Source organism: Clostridioides sp. ZZV15-6597 (genome assembly GCF_020657815.1).
Classification (GTDB): domain Bacteria; phylum Bacillota; class Clostridia; order Peptostreptococcales; family Peptostreptococcaceae; genus Clostridioides.
In genome coordinates this window covers 1-23,417 of sequence record NZ_JAGWCT010000064.1, presented here as the reverse complement: position 1 = coordinate 23,417, position 23,417 = coordinate 1, and the positions used below count along the sequence as shown (strand labels likewise).

Sequence of the window (23,417 nt, the reverse complement as noted above, 5' to 3'; positions counted from 1 at the left end):
GTAACAAAAATACTGAATGATTATTACTATCTAATTTCATTGTAATTACTTCCTTTCAGTTTTTACTACTGATTTTATAATACAATACATTTTTTTGAAAATCAAGTAAAATAAATAACCTATCGGTTAGGCTTACATCCTCCACCTCCTATGGCGAGGAAGAGGAATTTCGCCATTGTAGGTTAAAAGTACTATCATTTCAGCACTATAGAAACTTATTTGTTTTATACTGATTATATGAATATTTAGGGTATTTTCTATTTTGAGCTACATTAATATTTTGTAAAAACACAAACATGTAAATTAAATTTTTTATCTAATGTATGTCTATACTATAAGAAGCTGTAAAAACTTTTCCTTTACCTAATTTGTTTATAAATTTCTTATCTGTGTAAATTTTATTAGAATGTATACTATCAGCAAGACCATACCATGGTTCTATACATAAAAATGGAGCAGTAGAATTAGTTTCACTATAATAAGGAGTCCAAATGCCAACTAGAGGAAAATTCTTCATAGATATAGTTAAGCGTTCACTATCTTTATCATTATATATAGATACTTCGTCTATGTTAGTGTATATTAAAGCATCATTTTTAAATAATTCTGGATTTAATTGTAACCTTTTTAAGTCTCCAATAAATTTTGTATCATCAGTAAAGGACCCATTTAAATTAATTTTTTCCACATTATTTCCTCCTTTAAACTCAAGATAGTACTTAGAAAAGTCATCTTGTTCATAAAAAGGAAGATTAAATGCAGGATGTCCTCCTATAGAAAAGAATATATCTTTAGAGTCAGTATTTTTTACAATCCATTCTATATTTATGCTATCATCATTTAATGTATAATTTATAAGTAGCTCAAAATAGTAGGGATATTTTTTTAGAGTAGATTCATTGGATGTTAAACTATAAGATATGAATGCATCTCCTTTATTTGCAATTTCAAAATCCATATCTCTAGCAAATCCATGTTGAGTCATATTATATAAATTTTCTTCTATTATGGTTTCATTATCAAGAAGTTTACCAACTATAGGGAATAATATAGGTGATTGTCTACCCCAATGTTTTTTATTACCATCCCAAAGAATATTTCTGTTATGTTTTTTAGAAAATATCCTAGTAAGTTCAGCACCAGAGCTACTTGATTCAATAATTAAGTTTTCATTTTGTAATATATTCATTTAAAATCTCCTTTATTATACTTTATTAGTATATTATACTATAAAGTATAATAAGTATTAAATCGTATTTGATATTATATTTGAAAGGTAGATTTTAGTATATTTTGAAAATTTTGTTTTGAAAATTTGGGATTATTTAAGAAATTTTGTATTATAAATAGAAGGAAATAGATAAATTGTATAGAATTAAATATATTAAGATAAGTTAATAATGTTAAATGGGAAGTGAGTTTATGGAAAAACCAAATACAAAAGTTGTTAACTTTCAAGAGTATAAAGACAGAAAAAAACAAAGAGAAGTAAACCGAGACGAACTTTTAAAGCTTATTAAAAAAATTGTGACTTCAAAATAGGGAGTTGTTAAACTCCCTATTTTAATGGGTTCCCAAAGAATTAAGACATTCTAAGTCCATCTATATAATCTTTAAATTGTGAAAAATCTGATTCACTACTTAACTCTACAGTTTCTGTACCTTCCGTATAAAAATTCTTAAGATAGATAGTATAATTATTATCAACACAATTATGATAAATACATCTATATCCATCTTCATATAAATTTTTTAATTTAGAAAAATCATCCACAATATCAACTCCTTAAAGTTCTTTTAATTATATTTTTACAAAAAGTATGTGATTGTATGCAAATTAGAAATGTAAAATAAAGGAAATTAAGATAAAATGTAGAATAATCTTTATATGTATGTAAAAATAAAAAGAAAAAGTTGAAATTTTTAGAAAATAAGAGTATTTTTTATCTAAAAAGATAATTAAAAAAAAATAATATTGGGAGGATAGAAAATGAGTTTATTAGAAAGTATATCAAGGAATATATATTCTCTAGATAAGTCTTCTATTGAAAAAGCAAAACAGAGGTTGGACAGGCTTATACATCCAACTGGAAGCTTAGGAAAGATAGAAGATATTTGCATGCAATTAGCAGGGATATTTGGTAATGAAAATTTTGATACAACTAAAAAAGTTATAATTGCTTTTGCTGGAGATCATGGAGTATATGAAGAAGGAGTTGCGCCTGACCCTCAGGACATAACAAAGTTACAATTTCCAAATTTCTCAAAAGGGCTATGTGGCGTTGGAGTAATAAGTAAATTTGTAGGAGCAGATGTTGTAGCTGTAGATGTAGGAATAAATTGTGATGAAAAACTAGATGGAGTATTAGATTATAAGATAAGAAAAGGTACTTCAAATATGGCAAAGGGACCAGCTATGAGCAAACAAGAGGCTATAAGATGCTTAGAAATAGGAATTGAAATAGCAGAGCAATGTATAGAAAGAGATTATAAAGTAATTGGTATTGGAGAGATGGGTATAGCAAATACTACTCCAAGTACTGCAATAATATCTGTAATTTCAGGATGTGACCCATCAGAAGTGACAGGTATAGGTGCAGGTCTTAAAAAAGAAAGATTAAAACATAAAGCTGATGTAATTAGAAAAGCTATTGAAATTAACAATCCGAATCCAACTGATGGTATAGATATTTTATCTAAAGTAGGTGGATTTGAAATAGGTTCAATGGCAGGTGTTATATTAGGATGTAGTGCTAATAGAATTCCAGTTGTTATAGATGGATTTATTTCTTATGCTGCTGCTTTAATTGCTTATAAAATAAATCCAAAAACTAGAGAATATATGATAGCATCACATTTATCAGCAGAATCAGGAACTAAAAGAGCATTAGATATATTGAAATTAGACCCTATACTAAATATGGATATGAGATTAGGTGAAGGAAGTGGAGCTGCTTTGGCATTTAATATAGTGGAAGCTTCAAATTATACTTACAAAAATATGGCGACTTTTGATGAGATAGATATGGGTCGATAAAAAATTTAATATATTTAGGAGTGTTTTGATGAGTCAAATTATTCTGGTAACAGGAGGAGCTAGGTCAGGAAAGAGTAATTTTGCAGAAAAATTATGTTTAGATAGGAATAATAACACAGCTTACATAGCGACATCTATTCCATTTGATGATGAGATGAAAGATAGAGTAAGGAAGCATCAAGAGAGTAGACCTAAAAGTTGGAAGACATATGAAATATATGAAGACATATATTCTATAATTAAAAATATATATGAAGAACATGAAACTGTTATACTAGACTGTGTAACACTATTAGTAAATAATTTAATGTTTTCACATAATTTAAACATAGAAGAATCTACTCAAGAAGAAATAAATAAATTGGAAGAGTACATAAAAGAACAAATTAGTAAACTTATTAAAGAAATAGAAAAAACAAATCTATATTTTGTATTTGTGACAAATGAATTAGGTATGGGAATTGTTCCTGGAAATAAACTTAGTAGAATATATACTGATATTGTAGGTCGTATAAATCAATATATAGCATCAAAAAGCAATGAAGTTTATTTTGTAGTTAGTGGCATACCTATGAAAATAAAGGAGTAGTATGTGACTATGAAAAGATTTATTTTGATACTACAGTTTTTGACAAGAATACCTATAAAATTAGATGTAGGGTTTGATGATGAATTTTACAAATCTATAGTATATTTTCCGCTTGTAGGTCTTGTTATTGGTATATTAACTTACTTAATAGGATGGGTTTCTATACTTTTGTTTCAGCCATTTATATGTGCAATTATAATAACACTTGCTGGTGTTTTGATTACTGGAGGGCTTCATATAGATGGATTAGGGGATACATTTGATGCAATATACAGTTATAGAGATAAAGAGAAAATGCTTGAAATAATGAAAGATTCTCGATTAGGTACAAATTCGCTTTTAGCAATTATGTTTGTACTTTTATTAAAGATTGGATTTGTATATAGTATTATAAGTAATAATTCACTATGGGTTATAATATTCATGCCAATGATTGCAAGGTTAGGAGTAATGTTATTGACATATAAAACAGTAACACCAAGAGCAAAAGGAATGGGGAATTTATTTATAGGAAAATTGACTACAAGTATGTTAATAACAGCTATAATATACACATTATTGATAGTTAGTATTATTGCTAAATTAATATTTTTAGTGCCTAATATAGTATTGATTAAAGTATTATGTTCAGCTATAGTAGTTTTTATATTTATAATATTGTTTAAAAATCATATTTACAAAAAAATTGATGGAGTAACAGGAGATATATTGGGTTGTGGAATAGAACTTTCAGAACTTGTATATTTGATTTATATATATTTGTTAATTTTTATGTTTATTTAAAACTAAAAAGTGGTGATAATGTGATAAGATTAATATTAATAAGACATGCTTTGACAACTGATAATGAAAAAGGAAGATTATCAGGTCATATAAATAGTTATATTAGTGAAGAAGGTAAATTACAAATAAATAAAATTACAAAATATATGAGTAGTGAAAGTATAGATAAGATTTACACAACTCCATCTTCACGTACTAAAGATACAATAGAGAAAATATCAAAGCTGAAATCAATAGAAATAGAAGAAAGAGAAAATCTAAGAGAAATTAGCTTTGGAGACTTTGAAGGAATAACTTTTGAAGAGATAAAAGTTAAATATCCAAAAGAATTTGAAAAAATGATAGAAGAAGGTAGCAATTATAGATACCCAAATGGGGAAAGCTTGATAGATTCATATGAAAGAATAGCAAAAGAGATTGACAATATAATTTTAGAAAATGATGATTATTTAAATAGAAAAACAATACTTATATGTTCTCATGCAGGTACAATAAGAAATATAATAACATATTTGATTTCTGGTGGTTATAAATATCATTGGAACTTTAAAATTGATAATGCATCTATTACAATTTTGGAAGTTGATAATGGATTTACTGTAATAAATAAAATGAATTTTACTGAATTTATATAATTCAATATAAATTAAATATTAAATATTAAACGATATGTGCTTATAAAATTACTAACAAAAATAGAATACTAGATTAAAATTAGGTTCTCAATGAGATGTAAAAAGGGAAAAAGGTTAGATGCCTTTGCAGCCCCCGCTACTGTGAAACCAACGAAACTATAAATACCACTGTCAATTTGATGGGAAGGTTATGGAAGTAGGATGAAGTTAAGCCAGGATACCTGCCTAATTTAATTTAAAACATGAGGTCTTCGGGGTGAAAGATTTTTAATTAATATATATAAAAGTCCTAGCTTTAGAAGCACTAGGACTTTTTTTAGTTTATTTATAGGTAAAATTTAACTTTAAGGAGGGGAGAAAGTGGGTAAAAAAATAATGCTACAGGGAACTGCATCAAATGTAGGTAAGAGTATTTTATCAGCAGGATTGTGTAGAATATTTAAACAAGATGGTTATACTGTTGCTCCTTTTAAGTCGCAAAATATGGCTTTAAATTCTTTTATAACTAAAGAAGGATTAGAAATGGGAAGAGCACAAGTATTTCAAGCAGAAGCTGCAAAAATAGAGCCGATAGCAGATATGAATCCAGTTTTATTAAAACCTTCTGGAAATCATAAAAGTCAAGTGATTGTAAGAGGAAAAGTTGTAGGAGAGATGCCTTCATCTGAATATCATGATTATAAGCTAGAATTGGTAGATGTATTAAAAGAAACCTTTAATAATTTAAGTTCAATGTATGACATTGTGGTTATGGAAGGTGCAGGGAGTACTGCGGAGATAAATTTAAAAGATAGAGATATATCCAATATGGGTATGGCAAAAATAGCAGATGCACCAGTAATAATAGTTGGGGATATTGATAGAGGTGGAGTATTTGCATCATTAGCAGGTACAATGCTTTTATTAGATGATGATGAGAGAAAAAGAGTCAAAGGAGTAATAATCAATAAATTTAGAGGAAAAAAGGAACTCCTACAAGATGGTTTAAAGATGCTTGAAGATATTATAAAAGTACCTGTTTTAGGTGTGGTTCCTTATATGGATATAAAAATAGAAGATGAAGATAGTGTAACAACTAGATTTAAGAAAAAAATGGATAAAAATGATATACATATAGAAATAATTAGAACTCCACATATGTCAAATTTTACAGATTTTAATATATTTGAAACACAAGAAGATGTAAGCCTTAGATATGTAGACTATGGAGAAGCTATAGGAAATCCAGATATATTGATAATACCTGGAACTAAAAGTACTATAGATGATTTAAAGTACATAAGAGAAAGTGGTCTTGAGTCACAAATTAAAAACTTACATAGTCAGGGTAAATTGATATTTGGAATATGTGGTGGGTATCAAATGTTAGGTAAAAAATTAAAAGACCCTTATCATGTTGAAAGTGAAATTGAAGAATTAGATGGAATTGGTCTTTTAGATACAGAAACAATATTTGAAGAGGAAAAGACTACAACTCAAGTAGAAGCTACCATTATTGAATGTGCTGGTGAATATATGAACGACCTTAAAGGTAAGAAAGTAAAAGGTTATGAAATACATATGGGAATTACAAATCGTAGTAATAAAGTAAGTAGTTTAGATTTGATAACAAAAAAACTAGATAAAGAAGTCAATTATACTGAAGGAAGTGTAAATAAAGAAGGTAATGTAATTGGTACTTATCTTCATGGAATATTTGATGAAATAGATTTTACAAGAGCAATTTTAAATAATATAAGGAAGAAAAAGGGATTAAAAGTATTAGAAAGTACTGTAAGTTCTTTTGATGAGTTTAAAGATAAAGAGTATGATAAATTGGCAGATTTCTTAAGAGAACATTTAGACATAGAGAAGATATATGAAATTATGAAATAAGAATGACTTTATATTTATACTTTAGGTAGGAGGTGTATTATGAAAAAGATTTTGATTGCAGGTACTAGCAGTGGAGTTGGGAAAACTACAATATCATTAGGAATAATGCAGGCTTTAGTTAAGAGAAATATGAAAGTACAGCCGTATAAAGTAGGGCCAGACTATATAGACCCTTCATATCACACATTTATAACTGGAAGACATTCTAGAAATTTGGATTCTTATATGTTAGATGATGAAAAGATAAAGTATATAGTAAATAAATCTTCAAAGGATGCAGATATTTCAGTAGTAGAAGGAGTTATGGGATTATATGATGGTTTTGGGATAGATTTAGATAACTGCACAAGTTCACATACTTCTAAGGTATTAAAAGCTCCAGTTATACTAGTTATAAATGGAAAATCTATGGCAGCATCTAGTGCAGCTATGGTACTAGGATATAAGGAACTAGATAAAGATGTGGATATAAAAGGTGTTATAGTAAATAATGTAAAAACTAAGAGCCATTATCAAATAATTAAGAGCTCTATAGAGAAATATTGTAATATCGAAGTATTGGGATACTTTCCTCCAAACAATAAATTTTCATTGGAATCTAGACATCTAGGTCTAATTCCTAGTGTGGAGATGAAATCTTTAAGAGAAAAGTTTTATACTTTAGCTGATGAGATTGAAAACTACATAGATATTGATAGAATAATAGAAATCTCAGAAAGTGATGAATTTGAGAGTAGTTTTGATTTTCAAAATCTAATAGAAAATAATAAGATAAAAGAACAGATTAAGGATAAATCAATAGCCATAGCATATGATAAGGCATTCAATTTTTATTATAGGGAAAACATAGAACTTTTAGAGGAACTTGGATTAGAAGTAAACTATTTTAGCCCTCTTGAAGATACATCAGTACCAAATTCAGATTATATTTATATTGGAGGCGGTTTTCCAGAGATATTTGGGAAAGAACTAGAAGCAAATGAATCAATGAGAGCCTCTATACTAGAAGCACATAATAATAATATTCCTATTTATGCGGAATGTGGTGGATTAATGTACTTAGGTGATAAGTTACTTAATCAAGAAGAACAAGAATTTAATATGGTTGGTATATTTAATGGAACTAGTAAGATGACAGCTTCTCTAAAGAGGTTTGGATATTGCCTTGGTGTAGCTAAAGAAAATACAATTTTATCTAAAGCAGGAGAAATTATTAAAGGGCATGAGTTTCATCATTCAATATTTGAAAGTGATGAAAAATGCGCATATTCAATGAAAAAAGAAAGAGATGGAAATTTAATAGAAGAATGGGATGGAGGTTATAGCAAAGGAAATACACTGGCAACATACCTTCACACACATTTTTATAATAATTTAAACTGCATAGAAATTTTTTTGGAAAAGGGAAATGAGTAAATGAATATTTTATCTATTTATATAGGGTATATAACAGATTTAATTGTAGGAGACCCATATTCTTTTCCTCATCCAGTAAGATTTATTGGAAAACTTATAAATTTTATCCAAGGAATAATAAGAAAGGTCTCTAAAAATGGAAAGCAGTTAAAAATTGGTGGTTTTATATTATGGTTTGTAACTGTTGGAATAACCTACTTAGTAACCTATGTTATAGTGAAGCTATGTAGTTTTAATGTATTATTAAGTATCGTAGTAAATGGGTTCATAATTTATACGACGTTAGCAACAAAGTGTTTAAAAGATGAAGCTATAAAAATTTATAATGTATTAAAGACTGGAGACATAGAGAAATCCAGAATGCAGTTATCTTATATAGTGGGTAGAGATACAACTAATTTAAGTGAGCCTGAAATAATAAGAGCAACTGTAGAAACTGTGGCAGAAAATACTGTAGATGGTATAATTGCACCTATGCTCTATGCATTTATTGGAGGAGCACCACTTGCTATGGCGTATAAAGCTATAAACACCCTTGACTCAACTGTTGGATATAAGAATGAAAAATACAAAGATATTGGTTTTGCTTCTGCTAAAATTGATGATATAGCTAATTATATACCAGCAAGAATATCTGTTATTCTTATGACTATAGGAAGTTTTTTTCTTGGTTATAACTATAAGCGTTGTTTTAAAATTTCTATTAGAGATAGAAAAAATCATAAAAGTCCAAATTGTGCTTTTTCAGAAGGTGCAGTATCAGGAGCCTTAGGAATTCAACTAGGAGGAACCAATGTTTATTCTGGGCAAAAAGTATATAAGCCAACAATAGGAGATAAAATTAGAGTGATAGATAGAGAAGATATAATTAAAACAAATAAAATTATGTATGCCTCTTCATTGACTTCTATATTAGCATTTACGCTGATATCTGTGGCATGTAGGATGATTTTTATTAACTTAATTATATAACTTAATTGTGTACTAATTTAAGGGGGATGTAGATGAAGGATTTGGGGCATGGTGCTAATGTAGACGAAATGGCAAAATTGTATGGGAAAGACCCAAAAGAAATAATAGATTTTAGTTCAAATATAAATCCAAAGGTTTTACCCAATTTAGAAAAATATATTTTAAGAGGGTTAGATGAATGTAGGAATTATCCAGATATAAATTACACAAACTTGAGAAAAAATATCTCAAAATATATAAATATAAATCCAAACTTTATAATACCTGGAAATGGAGCAACAGAGATAATTTATTTGCTTATGAAGAGTATTAAAAAAAGATTGGCTATAATAAACCCCACTTTTTCAGAGTATAGAAGAAGTGCCAAATTAAATAATATAGATATTATAGATTTAGAATTAGATTCAAATAATAATTTTAAACTTGATATAGATACAGTAAAAAATAAAATTAAAAAATTTGATAGTTTATTTATATGTAATCCTAATAATCCTAGTGGTAATGTTCAAGATTTAAAGGAACTTGTTTGTTTACTAAATGAAAACAATAAGATGCTAATAATTGATGAAACTTTTATGGAATTTGTTGAAAATGAAAATGAATATAGTTTAGTTAAATATATAGAGTCAAATAAAAATATATTTATAATTAAGGCTGTGACTAAATTTTTTGGAATGCCTGGTTTAAGATTAGGATATGGTCTTACAAGTAATAGCAAGATTATGGATAAAATTTATGAGTATAAAGAACCCTGGACTATAAATTCTTTTGCTGATATGCTATCCAATTTTATTTTTGAAGATAAAGATTATATTAGAAATAGTAAAGAGTTCTACATAAAAGAAAGAAAATACATGTTACAAGAGTTAAAAGATATAAGAAACATAAAAGTTTATGATACAGATGCTAATTTTATCCTAATAAAACTTTATAAGAAGATAGCTGATGAGTTAAAAAAAGATTTGTTTAAGCGTGGAAATATATTGGTTAGAGATGCGTCTAACTTTATAGGATTGGATGACAGTTTTATAAGGATAGCTATAAAATCTCATGAAGATAATAAAATTCTTATAGAAAATATAAAAAATTTATTAGGAGATTAAAATGAAATCTTATGGAATATGCCCAGCATCATGTGGAGAGTTTGTTCAAGGGATAATAGATGATGAAGAATATCTATGTTCATATGCTATAAATATGTATTCTAAGGTATGCATTGAAGAGAAATTAAAAGATATAAATTTAGGTGGATATAAATCAAGAATAGCTATAGAAAAGGTATTTGAAAAATTTAATTTGCCTAAAAAAGATACCAAAAACATTTCTTTAAATATAAACAGTAAAATACCTGTTGGAAAAGGAATGGCAAGTTCGACAGCTGATATAGGAGCTACTATAAAAGCAACATTATCGTTGATAGATAAAGATTTAAACAGTGAAGAAATATCGAAATTGGCAGCAGAAATAGAACCAACAGACTCTATATTTATAAATAAAAATAGTATATTTAATCCTATAAATGGTACTGTTATAAAATACTTAGGAAATATAACTAATGCAAAAGTTATAATTCTTGAACCTAATAAAGTATTAGATACGATGAAAATTAGAATGAGGAAAGATTATAGTAAGTTAAAAATCGAAAATAAGGAAATTATAAAAAAGTCATTTGCTCTTTTAGAAGAAGGTCTGAAGAAAGATGATTTATCCTTAGTTGGAGAGGCTTGTACATTAAGTAGTTTAGCAAATGAAAATATAGAAAAAAAAGAATACTTAAATGAAATAATAAAAATATCCAAGCTATATGGAGCCTATGGAGTAAATATTGCCCATAGTGGTACAGTAATAGGTATTTTAATTGATAAGCTTATGAATGATAAGAAATTAATAGATGTATTATATGAGTCTAATATAAATTCTGTTTATAATAAAATCTATACCTTGGATATAATAGATGGTGGAATTAAGGGGGAAGTAGAATGGAATACATAAAGAATCCTATGAAAATAGAAGAGAGAAGTTTTGAATTAATACAAGGAATAATAGATGAAATCAGACCAGATTATAAATTTAAAGATGAGATTGAAGAAAAAATAATAAAAAGAGCTATACATACTACTGCTGATTTTGATTACTTGGATATATTAAAAATATCAGAAAAGGCAGTTGATAGTATAATAAATGCACTAAAAAATAATGCAAGTATTTATACAGATACAAATATGGTTCTTAGTGGAATAAATAAAAAGAAGCTGGAAGCATTAGGATGCAAATATAAATGTTTGGTAGCAGATGATGAGACTGCAAAAGTGGCTAAAGAAAAAGGTATTACCCGTTCCATGGCAGCTGTAGAAATTGCAGCAAAAGAAGAAGGAAGAAAGATATTTGTACTTGGGAATGCACCAACAGCTTTATATAAAGTCATGGAAATGAAATCAGAAGGAAAATTGGATGTAGATGCAGTTATAGGAGTTCCAGTAGGTTTTGTAGGAGCACAAGAGTCAAAAGATGAAGTTGAAAAGACAGATATACCATATATAATTTCTAAAGGTAGAAAAGGTGGTAGTAATTTAGCAGCAGCAATAGTAAATGCTATCTTATATGCCATGTAGGTATCTATATGGAAGAATATGTATATATAGATGGGAAAAAGTATCGCAGAGGTTATACTACAGGTTCTTGTGCTACAGGTGCATCTAAGGCTGCTGTATATATGATGATTACAAAAAATAAAATTGATACTATAAACATAGATACTCCTAAGGGAATACCGCTATCATTAAATGTTGATAATGTAAACATTTCTGATGACTTTGTAGAATGCTCTGTAAAAAAAGATGGTGGAGATGATATAGATGCAACACATACTATGGATATCTATGCAAGAGCTGAAATTATATCTAAAACTGATGATAGCAATAATTATCTTACCTTAGAAAATATTGATAACATAAATATTAGTGAAGAGTGTCAAAGTGAACTCTATAAATTTATTAGGGTCTATGGTGGAACTGGTATTGGAGTAGTAACTAAAAAAGGATTAAGTGTAGGTGTTGGTAAACCTGCTATAAATCCAACTCCAATAAGGATGATAAATCAAGAAATAATAAAGCTTATAGAAAGTGATTATGAATCTATGTTTGGGTATGATAAAGTTTTAAAAATAACAATCTTTGCTCCACAAGGAGAAGAAATCGCAAAAAAAACATTTAATCCAAGGTTAGGAATAGTTGGAGGAATATCTATAATAGGTACAACTGGGATAGTTGAGCCTATGAGCGATGAGGGATGGAAAAAATCTTTATCTATAGAGCTCCAAATGAAAAAAGAACAAGGTTTAGACAAAATAATATTAGTTCCAGGAAATCATGGAGAACAATTTATAAGAGAGAAACTGAACTTAGATATTAAGTATGTAGTAAGAACCAGTAATTTTATCGGTTATATGATTAAAGAGGCTCAAAGAATAGGATATAAAAAAATATTGATGGCTGGGCATATAGGTAAATTTATAAAAGTATCAGCTGGAATTTTTAATACTCATAGTAAAGTAGCTGATGCTAGAAGTGAGATATTAGTGGCAAATCTAGCTTTAATGGGAGCTACACATGAATTTTTACATAAAATAAATCAGTGTTTAACGGCTGAAGAAGCTGTAGAGTTAATAAATAATAGCGAATATAAACAGGTTTATAATATATTGAGTAATAAATGTAGAGATAGAGTAAAGCAATATTTAAATGAAGATGTAGATGATATTGATGTAGAAGTAATAATTTTTTCAATGGATAAGTCTTTGTTAGGAAAATCAGATAATACAGATGCTTTAGTGGAGGTTTTTATATGATAAATATAATAGGTTTGGGGCCTGGTAACTTGGACTATATAACAAAAAAAGGTGAAAATTTAATTTCTACTTCAGATGTATTAATTGGTGGCAGAAGGAATTTAGAATCTGTAAAAAACTTTGAAGGAGAAAAAATAATATTAGATTCTAATTTAAGAGAAATTGTAGAGTATATAAATAACAATAGTGAAAAGCAAATATCAATAATAGCTTCAGGTGACCCATTGATATATGGTATAGGTAAGTATTTATCTAAAAATATTGATAATAAGATGTTAAATATGGTTTCTGGAATTAGTTCTTTACAATATATATTTTCAAGGATATATGTTGATATGAATGATTTATATATTACCAGTAGTCATGGTAAAATACCAGATTTCGATTATATACTATCACATAAAAAAGTATGTATGGTTACAGATTCTAAGATAGGGCCAAAGCAAATAAGTAAAGAAATAATAGATAGAAATTTAAATAAAATTATTGTTGTAGGTGAGAATTTATCATACAACAATGAAAAAATAACAATAGCAAAGCCAGAAGAAATAATAAGAATGGACAATTTCGGAATGAATGTTGTGGTGATTTTAGATGAAGAATAGTGAATTTATAACAGGTAAGGTTCCAATTACTAAAGAAGAAGTTAGAGCAATATCAATAAGCAAACTAAATTTAGTAAATGCTAAGAATTTCATAGATATAGGTGCTGGTACAGGAAGTGTAAGCATTGAAGCTGCATATAATTATCCCAATTTAAATGTTATATCTATAGAGAAAAATGATGATGCTGTAGAGCTTATAGAAAAAAATATCAAAAAATTTAATTTAAAAAATGTAGAAGTAATAAATGGCTATGCTCCGATAAATATAAATTTAAATACTAAAGTTGACTCTATTTTTCTTGGGGGTACTGGAAATAACTTAGAAGAAATAATAGCGTGGTCTAAAAAAACTTTAATTACAGGAGGAAGACTTGTAGCTAATTTTATAATCATAGAAACATTTAATCAAACTCTAAAGTTACTTAGAAAATATGGATTTAAAGAAATAGATGTATGTGTTTTAAATGTTTCTAAACTAGAGAAACTGGGAAAAGGTGAATATTTTAAACCACTAAATCCTATATATATAATATCTTGTGAAAAAGGGGAAAATGATGATGAATAAAGTACATTTTGTAGGAGCAGGACCTGGAGACAAAGAACTAATAACTTTGAAAGGGTATAAACTGTTAAGTAATGCAGATGTAGTAATATATGCAGGGTCACTTGTCAATCCTGAGCTTTTAGAATACTGTAAAGAAGATTGTCAAATACATAATAGTGCACATATGGATTTACAAGAAATAATAGATGTTATGAGAGATGGTATAGAAAATAACAAGTCTGTTGTGAGATTACAAACAGGAGATTTTTCTATATACGGTTCAATTAGAGAACAAGTGGAAGATTTAAATAAATTGAATATAGACTATGATTGTACACCAGGAGTGAGTTCTTTTTTAGGAGCAGCTTCATCTCTAGGAGTGGAATATACAGTTCCTGAAATTTCTCAAAGTGTCATTATAACGAGAATGGAAGGAAGGACTCCAGTTCCTGAAAAGGAATCAATACAATCTTATGCTAAGCATCAGACATCTATGGTAATATTTTTATCTGTTCAAGAGATTGAAAAGGTTGTGTCTAAATTATTAGAAGGCGGTTATCCAAAGGACACACCTATAGCAGTTATATATAAAGCTACGTGGGCGGATGAAAAAATAGTTAAAGGAACTTTAAATGATATAACTGTAAAAGTTAAAGAAAATAACATAAATAAAACGGCTTTAATAATGGTAGGTAGATTTTTAGGAGAAGAATATAATAATTCAAAGTTATATGATAAGGGTTTTAAACATGAGTATAGAGGGTAATATCGCTATAATTTGTATTACAGAAAACGGAAAAAATTTAGCTATAAAGATAGAATCTTTAGTAGACAATTGTGTTGTATATCAAATAAAAAATAAAAAAGGTACTTTAGTTATCAGTCAGGAAGATTCTGTACAAATAGTACAAAAGAAACTAAGTGATTTTGTAGGAGAGGTATTTAATAAATTTGAGTACATAATATTTATAATGGCGACAGGGATAGTTGTACGGAGTATAGCACCATATATAATAAGCAAGTTTAGTGACCCTGCCATTCTAGTGATAGATGAGAAAGGACAAAATGTAATAAGTTTATTGAGTGGACATGTTGGAGGAGCAAATAGTTTAACACATTATATAAGTAGTCTTATCAATGCGAATCCAGTAATAACAACAGCTACTGATGTAAACCAAAAAGCTTCTTTAGATATGATAGCAAAAAAATTAAATGCTTATATTGATAACTTTAGAGAAAATGTAAAAGAAGTAAATTCTATGTTAGTAAATGGTAAATGTGTTGGTTTGTATGTTGAGGAAGGCTATCAAGTTGACACTAGAGGATTTAAGCTTATAAAAAGTAGTAAAGAATTAAAAGGTAGTTGTTTAAATAACTATATAGAAAGAATAGTTATAGTAAGCAACAAGATAAATTTTACTAAAGATATTGAAAGTTTAGAGATAGATAATTTAGAGATGGATAATAACTTTACGCATAATTATTACAGAGAAAAAATAATAAAAGTGATTCCAAAAGATATAGTTATAGGGATTGGGTGTAGAAAAGACACAGATAGTAAGTTGATGTTTGATTCTTTACTAGAATTTTTTGAGGAACAAAATATAGATATTAAAGCTGTGAAAATAATTGGGAGTATAGAACTAAAAAAAGATGAAAAGGCAATCATTGATTTAGCAAAAAAACTAAAAGTGCCATTTAAGACATTTTCAAGGGATGAAATATCCAAGGTTGATGATATGTTTGATAAATCTGATTTTGTGAAAAAAAATGTAGGTGTATATTCAGTAGCAGAACCTGTAGCATATCTTTTAAGTAAAGGGAACTTAATAGTTGAAAAACATAAATGTAAAGGAATAACTTTTTCAGTAGGGAGAATAAAAATATGATATATGTTGTAGGAATTGGACCAGGCAGTAAAGATACAATGACTTTGGAGGCGATAAAAGCAATAGAGGACTCTGAGGCTATTGTTGGATATAAGACTTATATAAATTTAATAGAAGAATTTATAAGTGATAAAGAAGTAATTCAAAATGGTATGAGACAAGAAGTTGATAGATGTAAACAAGCAGTAGAGGAAGCAAAAAAAGGGAAAAAAGTAGCAGTTATAAGTAGTGGAGATGCTGGTATATACGGAATGGCAGGACTTATTTTAGAATTAATATCTAAGGAAAGTGAAGATATAAAAGTTAAAGTAATTCCAGGTGTTACTGCTAGTATTGGTGCAGCGGCTATACTTGGAGCGCCTATTATGCATGATTTCTGCCATATAAGTTTAAGTGATTTAATGACTCCATGGGAAGTAATTGAAAAAAGATTAAAGTTAGCTGCAGAAGCTGATTTTGTAATATGTCTATATAATCCAAGAAGTAAGGGAAGAAGTGAACATCTAAGTAAAGCATTTAAAATAATGGGAGAGTTTAAAGATGGAAATACACCTGTTGGAGTCGTCAAAGATGTAGGTAGAGAAAAAGAAACTAAGTTTATATGTACTTTTGAGAATATGGATTTTGAAAAAGTTGATATGACTACTATGGTTATAATCGGAAATAAATCTACTTATATTGATGGTGAACTGATGATAACTCCAAGAGGTTATACAGTATGATTTTGATTTTAGGAGGAACTTCAGATAGTTTAGCTATATGTGATAGGATAAATGAATTGGAAAATCAGCCCTATGTACTTTCAGTAACTACAGAATATGGAAAAGAACTTGCACAAAAACATGCAAATAATATAGTTTTAGGTAAGCTTGGAAAAGAAGAAATGCTAAGGTTTATAAAGGATAATCATATAGTTAGGATAATAGATGCTACTCATCCTTATGCAGTCGAAGTATCTAAAAATGCTATTACTTGTGCAAAGTTATCAAACATAGAATATATAAGATTTGAAAGAAAATCTTTAATAGAAGAAATAAATTATGACAATAAGTTTATAGTAAATACAATTGAAGAAGCTTGTAAAATTGCAAATAAAATAGGAAAAAATATATTTATAGGAACAGGAAGTAAAAATTTAAACAGATTTGTAGAAGAAATAAGTAATAAAAATTTAGTGGTTAGAGTTCTTCCAACAAGTGAAGTTATCTTAAGTTGTGAAAAATTAGGTTTAAATGCAGACAATATAATAGCAATGAAGGGTCCGTTTAGCCAGTGTATAAACGAAGAAACATATAAACATTATGATGTAGATTTAGTTATAACAAAAGAAAGTGGGGTAGCAGGAGGTTTTTTAGAAAAAGTAAATGCATGTAAAAATCTCAATATACCAGTAGTAATTATTAAACGAGAATCGATTAACTATGAAAATGTAATTAATGACATAAATAAAATTAAAGACGTAATTGTGTGATTTTTAGGAGGAGAAGATATGAAGAAAGCCTTATTAGTAGTAAGTTTTGGGACAAGCTATCATGAAACAAGAGAAAAGACAATAGATGCATGTGAAAATAAAATAAAAAATTCATTAAAGAATTATGATTTTTTTAGAGCTTATACATCAAACATGATAATAAACAAAATAAAGAAAAGAGATGGCATAGAAATAGACAACCCTATACAAGCTTTAGATAAAATATATGAGCAAGGGTATGAAGAAGTAATAATTCAAACGCTTCATATTATATGTGGAGAAGAATTTAATAAGCTAAAAGAACAAGTAGAAAGCTATTCTTCTAAATTTAAAAAACTTGTATTAGGTAGACCTTTACTTACTCACATAGAGGACTATCAAGAATCAGTAGAGGCAATTAAACATCAAATTCCTCATATGGAAAGTGATGAAGCAGTAGTATTTATGGGACATGGAACAGTTCATGAGTCTCATTCAGCATACCCAGCCTTAGAATATATGCTTAGAGATAATGGAGTAAATGCTTATGTTGGTACAGTTGAAGGTTATCCAGAAATAGAACATGTAATGAGAAGATTAAAAGAAGGAAATATAAAAACTATAAATTTAATGCCATTTATGTTAGTTGCAGGTGACCATGCTATAAATGATATGGCAGGAGATGAAGAGGATTCTTGGAAGACAATACTTGAAGATAATGGATTTAATGTGAAAATTCATTTAAAAGGGCTAGGAGAAAATCCTTATATACAAGATAAATTTGTTCGTCATGCTCTTAAATGTGCAGAAACTGCTAAGTTTTATGGTATAGGAACAGGACCAGGAGATAGCTCTTTACTTACAATAAAAGCAGTTAATACTCTAAAAAAACTAGATATTTTATACACTCCAGAGTCAAAAAGGGGTGGAGAAAGTTTGGCATTATCAATAGTTAATGAATATTTACCAGAATCATTAGAGATAAAATCTAGACATTTCCCAATGAGTTTTGACGGAAACGAAAAAGAACTAGCTTGGGACAATGTAGCAGAGGAAATTATCTTAGATGTTAATAATGGAAAAAATGTAGGATTTGTAACACTGGGTGACCCTATGCTTTATAGTACATATGTGTATATAATGAACAGAATAGTAGATGAGATAGAAGTAGAAACTATACCAGGAATTTCTTCATTTTCGAATATAGCATCTAATCAAAATTTTCCATTGGTTATGGATAGAGAAGCATTAGTAGTAGTTCCTTGTACTATGGAAGATGATAAGATAGAGAATGCTCTACAAAATTATAATTCCATAGTGTTAATGAAAGTGTATAAGAATTTTAAAGAAATAATAAAAAAATTAGAAAAATATAATCTGATAGAACATGCTATTTTAGTTAGTAATTCGTCTCAAGATAGTGAAACTGTATTTAAGGATTTAAGAGAAGCACACCTTGAAGATAAGATATCTTATTTTTCTACAATACTAGTAAATAAAGAGAACAAAATAAAATAGACGAATGTAATACTTAAAGGAGATTTAATATGAATATTGTGGTTGGAACTAGGGGTAGTAATCTAGCACTTATACAAACTGAATGGGTAATAAATGAGCTAAAAAAGAAATATCCTCATATTAATTTTGAAATCAAAATTATAAAAACAAAAGGAGATATAATTCAAAATGTTTCCTTAGATAAGATAGGCGATAAAGGATTATTTGTAAAAGAAATAGAGCAACAATTATTGGATGGACAGATAGATATAGCAGTACATAGTATGAAAGATATGCCATCTTATTTAGCAGATGGACTAAAATTTGCTCATACACCTAAAAGAGAAGACCCAAGAGATGTGTTAATACTTAGAGATGAATATAAAAGCTTAGATGATTTACCTCATGGAGCAGTAATCGGAACAGGGAGTAAAAGAAGAAAGTTTCAATTATTAAAGCAAAGACCTGATTTAAACATAGTTCAAGTTAGAGGGAATGTAGAAACTAGAATACGAAAAATTAAAGATGAAAATCTACATGGAATAGTATTAGCTGCATCAGGAATAATAAGAGCTAATTTACAAGATAAAATAAGTTCTTATTTACCTGTTGATGTTGTTATTCCAGCACCTGCTCAAGGGGCTTTAGCTATAGAGATAAGAAGTAATGATAGTGATGTTGAGGAAATAGTGAACTCGCTAAAAGATAATGATACAGAAATCCAAATATTAGCTGAAAGAGGATTTTTAGATGGTGTGAATGGAAGTTGTCATATCCCAATGGCGGCTTATTGTGAAATAAATCAAGATAAAATACATCTTACTGGTTTATATGGTGATTCAGATGGAAATAAAATAGTAATTAAGTCCATAGAAGGAGATATTTCTTCTCCTAGAGAGTTAGGTTTAAAGTTAGCTAAACTTGTATTGAAGGAGTATGAAAATTATGAAGGGTAAGGTTTACTTAGTAGGTGCAGGACCAGGTGATTATAAACTCATGACTATAAAAGGTTTAGAGTGTATAAGAAAATCAGATGTAATAGTATATGATAGATTAGCAAATAGTAGTTACTTAAGAGAAGCTAAACCAGATTGTGAATTTATATATGTAGGAAAGGCATCAAGCAATCATATTTTACCACAAGAGGATATAAATAGAGTTATAGCAGAAAAAGCTAAAGAAGGAAAACTTGTGACTCGTTTGAAAGGTGGAGACCCTTATGTATTTGGTAGAGGTGGAGAGGAAGCAGAGACTCTAGTGGATGAAGATATAGAGTTTGAAGTAGTTCCAGGGATAACTTCTGCAATAGGAGGCTTATGCTATGCGGGTATTCCTATAACACACAGAGACCATGCTTCATCATTTCATGTAATAACAGGTCATTTGAAAGGTGATGATAGTGGAGAATTAAATTGGAATGCTCTTGCAAACAATAAAGGTACTCTTGTGTTTTTGATGGGGATTTCTAACTTGAAGAAAATAAGTGAAAACTTGATGAAAGAGGGAAAAAGCAAAGATACACTAGTTGCTCTTATAAGTTGGGCAACTAGATATAATCAAAGGGTTGTTACATCTACACTTGAAAATGTATATGAAGTTGCTATCAAAGAAGAAGTAAAACCACCAACTCTTATAGTAGTTGGAAGTGTTGTAGGACTTAGAGAAAAACTGAATTTCTTTGAAGGTAAACCTTTATTTGGAAAAAGTATAGCTGTAACTAGGTCTAGAAATCAAAATAGTGTATTAGTCGAAAAGATAATGGATTTAGGTGGGAATCCAATAGAGATACCTACTATTAAGATAGAAAAAATACAAGATAATACTAAATTGGAAAAGGAAATAAAAAATATAAGTGAATATAAATATCTAGTTCTAACTAGTAAAAATGCAGTAGAAATATTTTTTGAGAAGGTTTATGAAATGAATTTTGATTCAAGAATATTGTCTAATCTAAAGATATGTGCTATAGGCTCAGCTACATCAAGTGAATTGAAAAAAAGAGGAATTATAGCAGATATAGTACCAAAAAAATTTGTAGCAGAATCATTATATGAAGAGCTAGCACCAATTTTAAATGACAATGATAAGATACTCATACCTAGAGCGGAAAATGCTAGAGACTATTTAGTTGATAAACTTAAAGATATTTGTGAAGTAACAGAAATACATACATATAGAACAGTGATAGATGAAGATAAAAGAAATGAGATATTAGATATTTTAAATTCTAATGAGATAGATTATATAACATTTACAAGTTCATCAACAGTAAATAATCTTATTGAGATTATAGGAAAAGAAAATATTAAAATCTTAGATAAAATAAAAGTATTGTCTATAGGGCCTATAACTACAGAGACAATAAATAATTTAGGAATAAATTTATATAAAGAGGCTACAACATCTACAATAAATGGATTAGTAGATTTAATTATAGAAAATTAATTTTGGAGGATTGAGATGTTAAGAAGACCAAGAAGACTAAGAGCAAGTAAAGCAATAAGAAATTTGGTGAGAGAAACTAAAGTAAATGTGGAAGATTTAATATACCCTCTATTTGTAGTAGAAGGTGAGAATGTAAAAGAAGAAATTAAATCTTTACCAGATGTTTATCACTTATCAATAGACATGTTGGAAGAAGAAATAAAAGAAATAAGAGATTTGGGAATTGAACATATAATGTTATTTGGTGTACCAGATGAAAAAGACGAATGTGCATCACAAGCGTTTAATGAGAATGGAATAGTACAAAAAGCGATTAGAAAGATAAAGGAAATAGATTCAAATATAAATGTAATAACAGATGTCTGTATGTGTCAGTACACAAGTCATGGGCATTGTGGAATTTTAACAGATACTGGTTATGTTGATAATGATAAATCATTAGAATATTTAGCTAAGATATCTGTAAGTCATGCTAAAGCAGGAGCAGATATGGTTGCTCCATCTGACATGATGGATGGAAGAATACAAGCAATAAGAGAAGCTTTAGATGAAAATGGTCTGGAAAATATCGGTATAATGGCTTACAGTGTTAAATACGCTTCAAATTTTTATGGGCCTTTTAGAGAAGCAGCTCATTCAGCACCATCATTTGGAGATAGAAAGACATACCAGATGGACCCTGCAAATAGCAATGAAGCTATGATAGAAACGGAACTTGATATATTAGAAGGTGCAGATATACTTATGGTTAAACCTGCATTATCATATTTAGATGTTATAAGAAGAGTTAAAGATAATTTTGATTTGCCTTTAGCTGCTTATAATGTAAGTGGAGAATACTCTATGCTTAAGTTAGCTGTTAAAGAAGGATTATTAAATGAAGATGTAATTCTTGAAGCAATCACATCTATAAAGAGAGCAGGAGCAGATATAATAATAACTTACTTTGCTAAAGATATTGCTAAATTATTAAGAAAATAATCTATTAAAATATAAAGTATTATGAAAAGTATAGAAATTGTAATTTGTTATTTTAAACTATTTTATCTACAAGTCTAGTACTCTATAATCCTAGTAAATGAAAATATGAGTGACTTTACAATTTCTATATTTGTTTATGTATTTAATAAAAATTTTGGAGGGTAAAAATGATATATCCTATTAACTTAAAATTAGATGACTTAGATGTAGTCATAATAGGAGGAGGAGAGGTTGCATATAGAAAATGCAAAAACTTTCTAGACTTTAATAAGAGTGTTACTGTAGTTTCTAAACATATTTTAAATAAGTTTTATGATTTACAAGGGAACATAAATATAATAAAAGACAATTATAAAGAAGAATATATAGAAAGTAGTTCTGTGATAATTGCTGCTACAGATAATAGGTCGTTGAATTTAGAAATAGGATTATATTGCAGAGAAAATAAAAAACTAGTAAATGTTGTTGATAATGTAAAAATATCAAATTTCACCATTCCATCCTATGTAAAAAGAGGTGATTTACTTATAAGTGTATCCACAGGGGGAAAAAGTCCATCTTTGTCTTCAAAAATAAAAAAGGAGCTTGAAGAAAAATATACTGAGGATTATGAGGAATATTTGAATGTGTTAGGTGAGATTAGAAAAGAAGTTATAAAAAAATATCAAGATAAGAATAAAAGAAAAAGTATACTTAATATGTTGATAGCACTTGATTTAGATGAATTAAAAAAGTTTAATGTATAAAGTTTTTAAAAAAAAATACTAAAAAGCTGTTGACGAATTATTTTTAAGGTGATATAGTATTACTTGTCCTTAAGAAAAGGGCAAACATTTGATAATATCATTGAAA

General features: G+C 28.3%; 24 protein-coding genes and 1 riboswitch. Of the genes, 22 read left to right on the top strand and 2 right to left on the bottom strand.

Features of this window, described 5'->3' with window-relative positions; translation table 11 throughout:
* Window positions 1-316: 316 nt before the first annotated feature.
* A complete protein-coding gene (locus KGF52_RS13965; protein ID WP_227840586.1) occupies window positions 317-1,189 on the bottom strand; it encodes an aldose 1-epimerase family protein in 873 nt (290 codons plus the stop codon).
* Window positions 1,190-1,582: 393 nt separating this feature from the next.
* Window positions 1,583-1,774: a hypothetical protein gene (locus KGF52_RS13960; RefSeq protein WP_227436177.1), complete on the bottom strand. Its 192-nt coding sequence runs from the start codon at window positions 1,772-1,774 to the stop codon at window positions 1,583-1,585.
* A 216-nt stretch (window positions 1,775-1,990) separates the two neighbouring features.
* Here KGF52_RS13960 and cobT point away from each other — a divergent pair, with 216 nt between their 5' ends.
* The 22 genes from cobT to KGF52_RS13850 all read left to right on the top strand — a co-directional run bounded on the left by cobT (window position 1,991) and on the right by KGF52_RS13850 (window position 23,311).
* On the top strand, window positions 1,991-3,037 hold the full coding sequence (gene cobT / locus KGF52_RS13955) for a nicotinate-nucleotide--dimethylbenzimidazole phosphoribosyltransferase (RefSeq protein ID WP_227840585.1): 1,047 nt from the start codon (window positions 1,991-1,993) through the stop codon (window positions 3,035-3,037).
* A gap of 28 nt (window positions 3,038-3,065) precedes the next feature.
* A complete protein-coding gene (gene cobU, locus KGF52_RS13950; protein WP_227829063.1) occupies window positions 3,066-3,626 on the top strand; it encodes a bifunctional adenosylcobinamide kinase/adenosylcobinamide-phosphate guanylyltransferase in 561 nt (186 codons plus the stop codon).
* A gap of 9 nt (window positions 3,627-3,635) precedes the next feature.
* Window positions 3,636-4,409, top strand: a complete 774-nt coding sequence (gene cobS / locus KGF52_RS13945) for an adenosylcobinamide-GDP ribazoletransferase (RefSeq protein ID WP_227829062.1) — start codon at window positions 3,636-3,638, stop codon at window positions 4,407-4,409.
* Window positions 4,410-4,429: 20 nt separating this feature from the next.
* The gene (locus tag KGF52_RS13940) at window positions 4,430-5,044 is read left to right on the top strand and encodes a histidine phosphatase family protein (RefSeq protein ID WP_227829061.1); all 615 of its coding nucleotides are present in this window, start codon (window positions 4,430-4,432) and stop codon (window positions 5,042-5,044) included.
* A gap of 64 nt (window positions 5,045-5,108) precedes the next feature.
* Window positions 5,109-5,288: riboswitch (cobalamin riboswitch) on the top strand.
* A 116-nt stretch (window positions 5,289-5,404) separates the two neighbouring features.
* Window positions 5,405-6,919: a cobyric acid synthase gene (locus KGF52_RS13935; RefSeq protein ID WP_227840584.1), complete on the top strand. Its 1,515-nt coding sequence runs from the start codon at window positions 5,405-5,407 to the stop codon at window positions 6,917-6,919.
* 39 nt (window positions 6,920-6,958) lie between these two features.
* Window positions 6,959-8,335, top strand: coding sequence for a cobyrinate a,c-diamide synthase (locus KGF52_RS13930; protein WP_227840583.1), 1,377 nt, complete (start codon window positions 6,959-6,961; stop codon window positions 8,333-8,335).
* Complete coding sequence (cbiB, locus tag KGF52_RS13925) at window positions 8,336-9,307, top strand: adenosylcobinamide-phosphate synthase CbiB (RefSeq protein ID WP_227840582.1); 972 nt, start codon at window positions 8,336-8,338, stop codon at window positions 9,305-9,307.
* A 32-nt stretch (window positions 9,308-9,339) separates the two neighbouring features.
* Window positions 9,340-10,410 carry a pyridoxal phosphate-dependent aminotransferase gene (locus KGF52_RS13920; protein ID WP_227840581.1) on the top strand — a complete coding sequence of 357 codons (1,071 nt, stop codon included), beginning with the start codon at window positions 9,340-9,342 and terminating at the stop codon, window positions 10,408-10,410.
* A 1-nt stretch (window position 10,411) separates the two neighbouring features.
* On the top strand, window positions 10,412-11,299 hold the full coding sequence (locus KGF52_RS13915; protein ID WP_227840580.1) for a cobalamin biosynthesis protein: 888 nt from the start codon (window positions 10,412-10,414) through the stop codon (window positions 11,297-11,299).
* Window positions 11,287-11,919 (top strand): cobalt-precorrin-8 methylmutase, encoded by a 633-nt coding sequence (locus KGF52_RS13910; protein WP_227840579.1) that lies wholly within the window; start codon window positions 11,287-11,289, stop codon window positions 11,917-11,919. The genes KGF52_RS13915 and KGF52_RS13910 overlap by 13 nt, the downstream gene beginning before the upstream one ends.
* A gap of 8 nt (window positions 11,920-11,927) precedes the next feature.
* The gene (gene cbiD, locus KGF52_RS13905; protein ID WP_227829054.1) at window positions 11,928-13,154 is read left to right on the top strand and encodes a cobalt-precorrin-5B (C(1))-methyltransferase CbiD; all 1,227 of its coding nucleotides are present in this window, start codon (window positions 11,928-11,930) and stop codon (window positions 13,152-13,154) included.
* On the top strand, window positions 13,151-13,759 hold the full coding sequence (locus tag KGF52_RS13900; protein WP_227829053.1) for a cobalt-precorrin-7 (C(5))-methyltransferase: 609 nt from the start codon (window positions 13,151-13,153) through the stop codon (window positions 13,757-13,759). The genes cbiD and KGF52_RS13900 overlap by 4 nt, the downstream gene beginning before the upstream one ends.
* Window positions 13,749-14,324: a decarboxylating cobalt-precorrin-6B (C(15))-methyltransferase gene (locus KGF52_RS13895; RefSeq protein WP_227840578.1), complete on the top strand. Its 576-nt coding sequence runs from the start codon at window positions 13,749-13,751 to the stop codon at window positions 14,322-14,324. Before KGF52_RS13900 ends, KGF52_RS13895 begins: the two co-directional genes overlap by 11 nt.
* On the top strand, window positions 14,317-15,069 hold the full coding sequence (locus KGF52_RS13890) for a cobalt-precorrin-4 methyltransferase (RefSeq protein WP_227840577.1): 753 nt from the start codon (window positions 14,317-14,319) through the stop codon (window positions 15,067-15,069). Before KGF52_RS13895 ends, KGF52_RS13890 begins: the two co-directional genes overlap by 8 nt.
* The gene (cbiG, locus tag KGF52_RS13885) at window positions 15,053-16,192 is read left to right on the top strand and encodes a cobalt-precorrin 5A hydrolase (RefSeq protein ID WP_227840576.1); all 1,140 of its coding nucleotides are present in this window, start codon (window positions 15,053-15,055) and stop codon (window positions 16,190-16,192) included. The genes KGF52_RS13890 and cbiG overlap by 17 nt, the downstream gene beginning before the upstream one ends.
* Window positions 16,189-16,914 (top strand): precorrin-3B C(17)-methyltransferase, encoded by a 726-nt coding sequence (cobJ, locus tag KGF52_RS13880; RefSeq protein WP_227829050.1) that lies wholly within the window; start codon window positions 16,189-16,191, stop codon window positions 16,912-16,914. The genes cbiG and cobJ overlap by 4 nt, the downstream gene beginning before the upstream one ends.
* A complete protein-coding gene (cobK, locus tag KGF52_RS13875) occupies window positions 16,911-17,663 on the top strand; it encodes a precorrin-6A reductase (RefSeq protein ID WP_227840575.1) in 753 nt (250 codons plus the stop codon). The genes cobJ and cobK overlap by 4 nt, the downstream gene beginning before the upstream one ends.
* 18 nt (window positions 17,664-17,681) lie before the next feature.
* A complete protein-coding gene (locus KGF52_RS13870) occupies window positions 17,682-19,160 on the top strand; it encodes a cobalt-factor II C(20)-methyltransferase (RefSeq protein ID WP_227840574.1) in 1,479 nt (492 codons plus the stop codon).
* A 29-nt stretch (window positions 19,161-19,189) separates the two neighbouring features.
* Complete coding sequence (hemC, locus tag KGF52_RS13865; RefSeq protein ID WP_227829047.1) at window positions 19,190-20,095, top strand: hydroxymethylbilane synthase; 906 nt, start codon at window positions 19,190-19,192, stop codon at window positions 20,093-20,095.
* The gene (gene cobA / locus KGF52_RS13860) at window positions 20,085-21,584 is read left to right on the top strand and encodes a uroporphyrinogen-III C-methyltransferase (RefSeq protein WP_227840573.1); all 1,500 of its coding nucleotides are present in this window, start codon (window positions 20,085-20,087) and stop codon (window positions 21,582-21,584) included. Before hemC ends, cobA begins: the two co-directional genes overlap by 11 nt.
* A 15-nt stretch (window positions 21,585-21,599) precedes the next feature.
* Window positions 21,600-22,565, top strand: a complete 966-nt coding sequence (hemB, locus tag KGF52_RS13855; protein ID WP_227829045.1) for a porphobilinogen synthase — start codon at window positions 21,600-21,602, stop codon at window positions 22,563-22,565.
* Window positions 22,566-22,732: 167 nt separating this feature from the next.
* Window positions 22,733-23,311: a bifunctional precorrin-2 dehydrogenase/sirohydrochlorin ferrochelatase gene (locus KGF52_RS13850; RefSeq protein WP_227840572.1), complete on the top strand. Its 579-nt coding sequence runs from the start codon at window positions 22,733-22,735 to the stop codon at window positions 23,309-23,311.
* The last annotated feature ends 106 nt before the right edge of the window (window positions 23,312-23,417 follow it).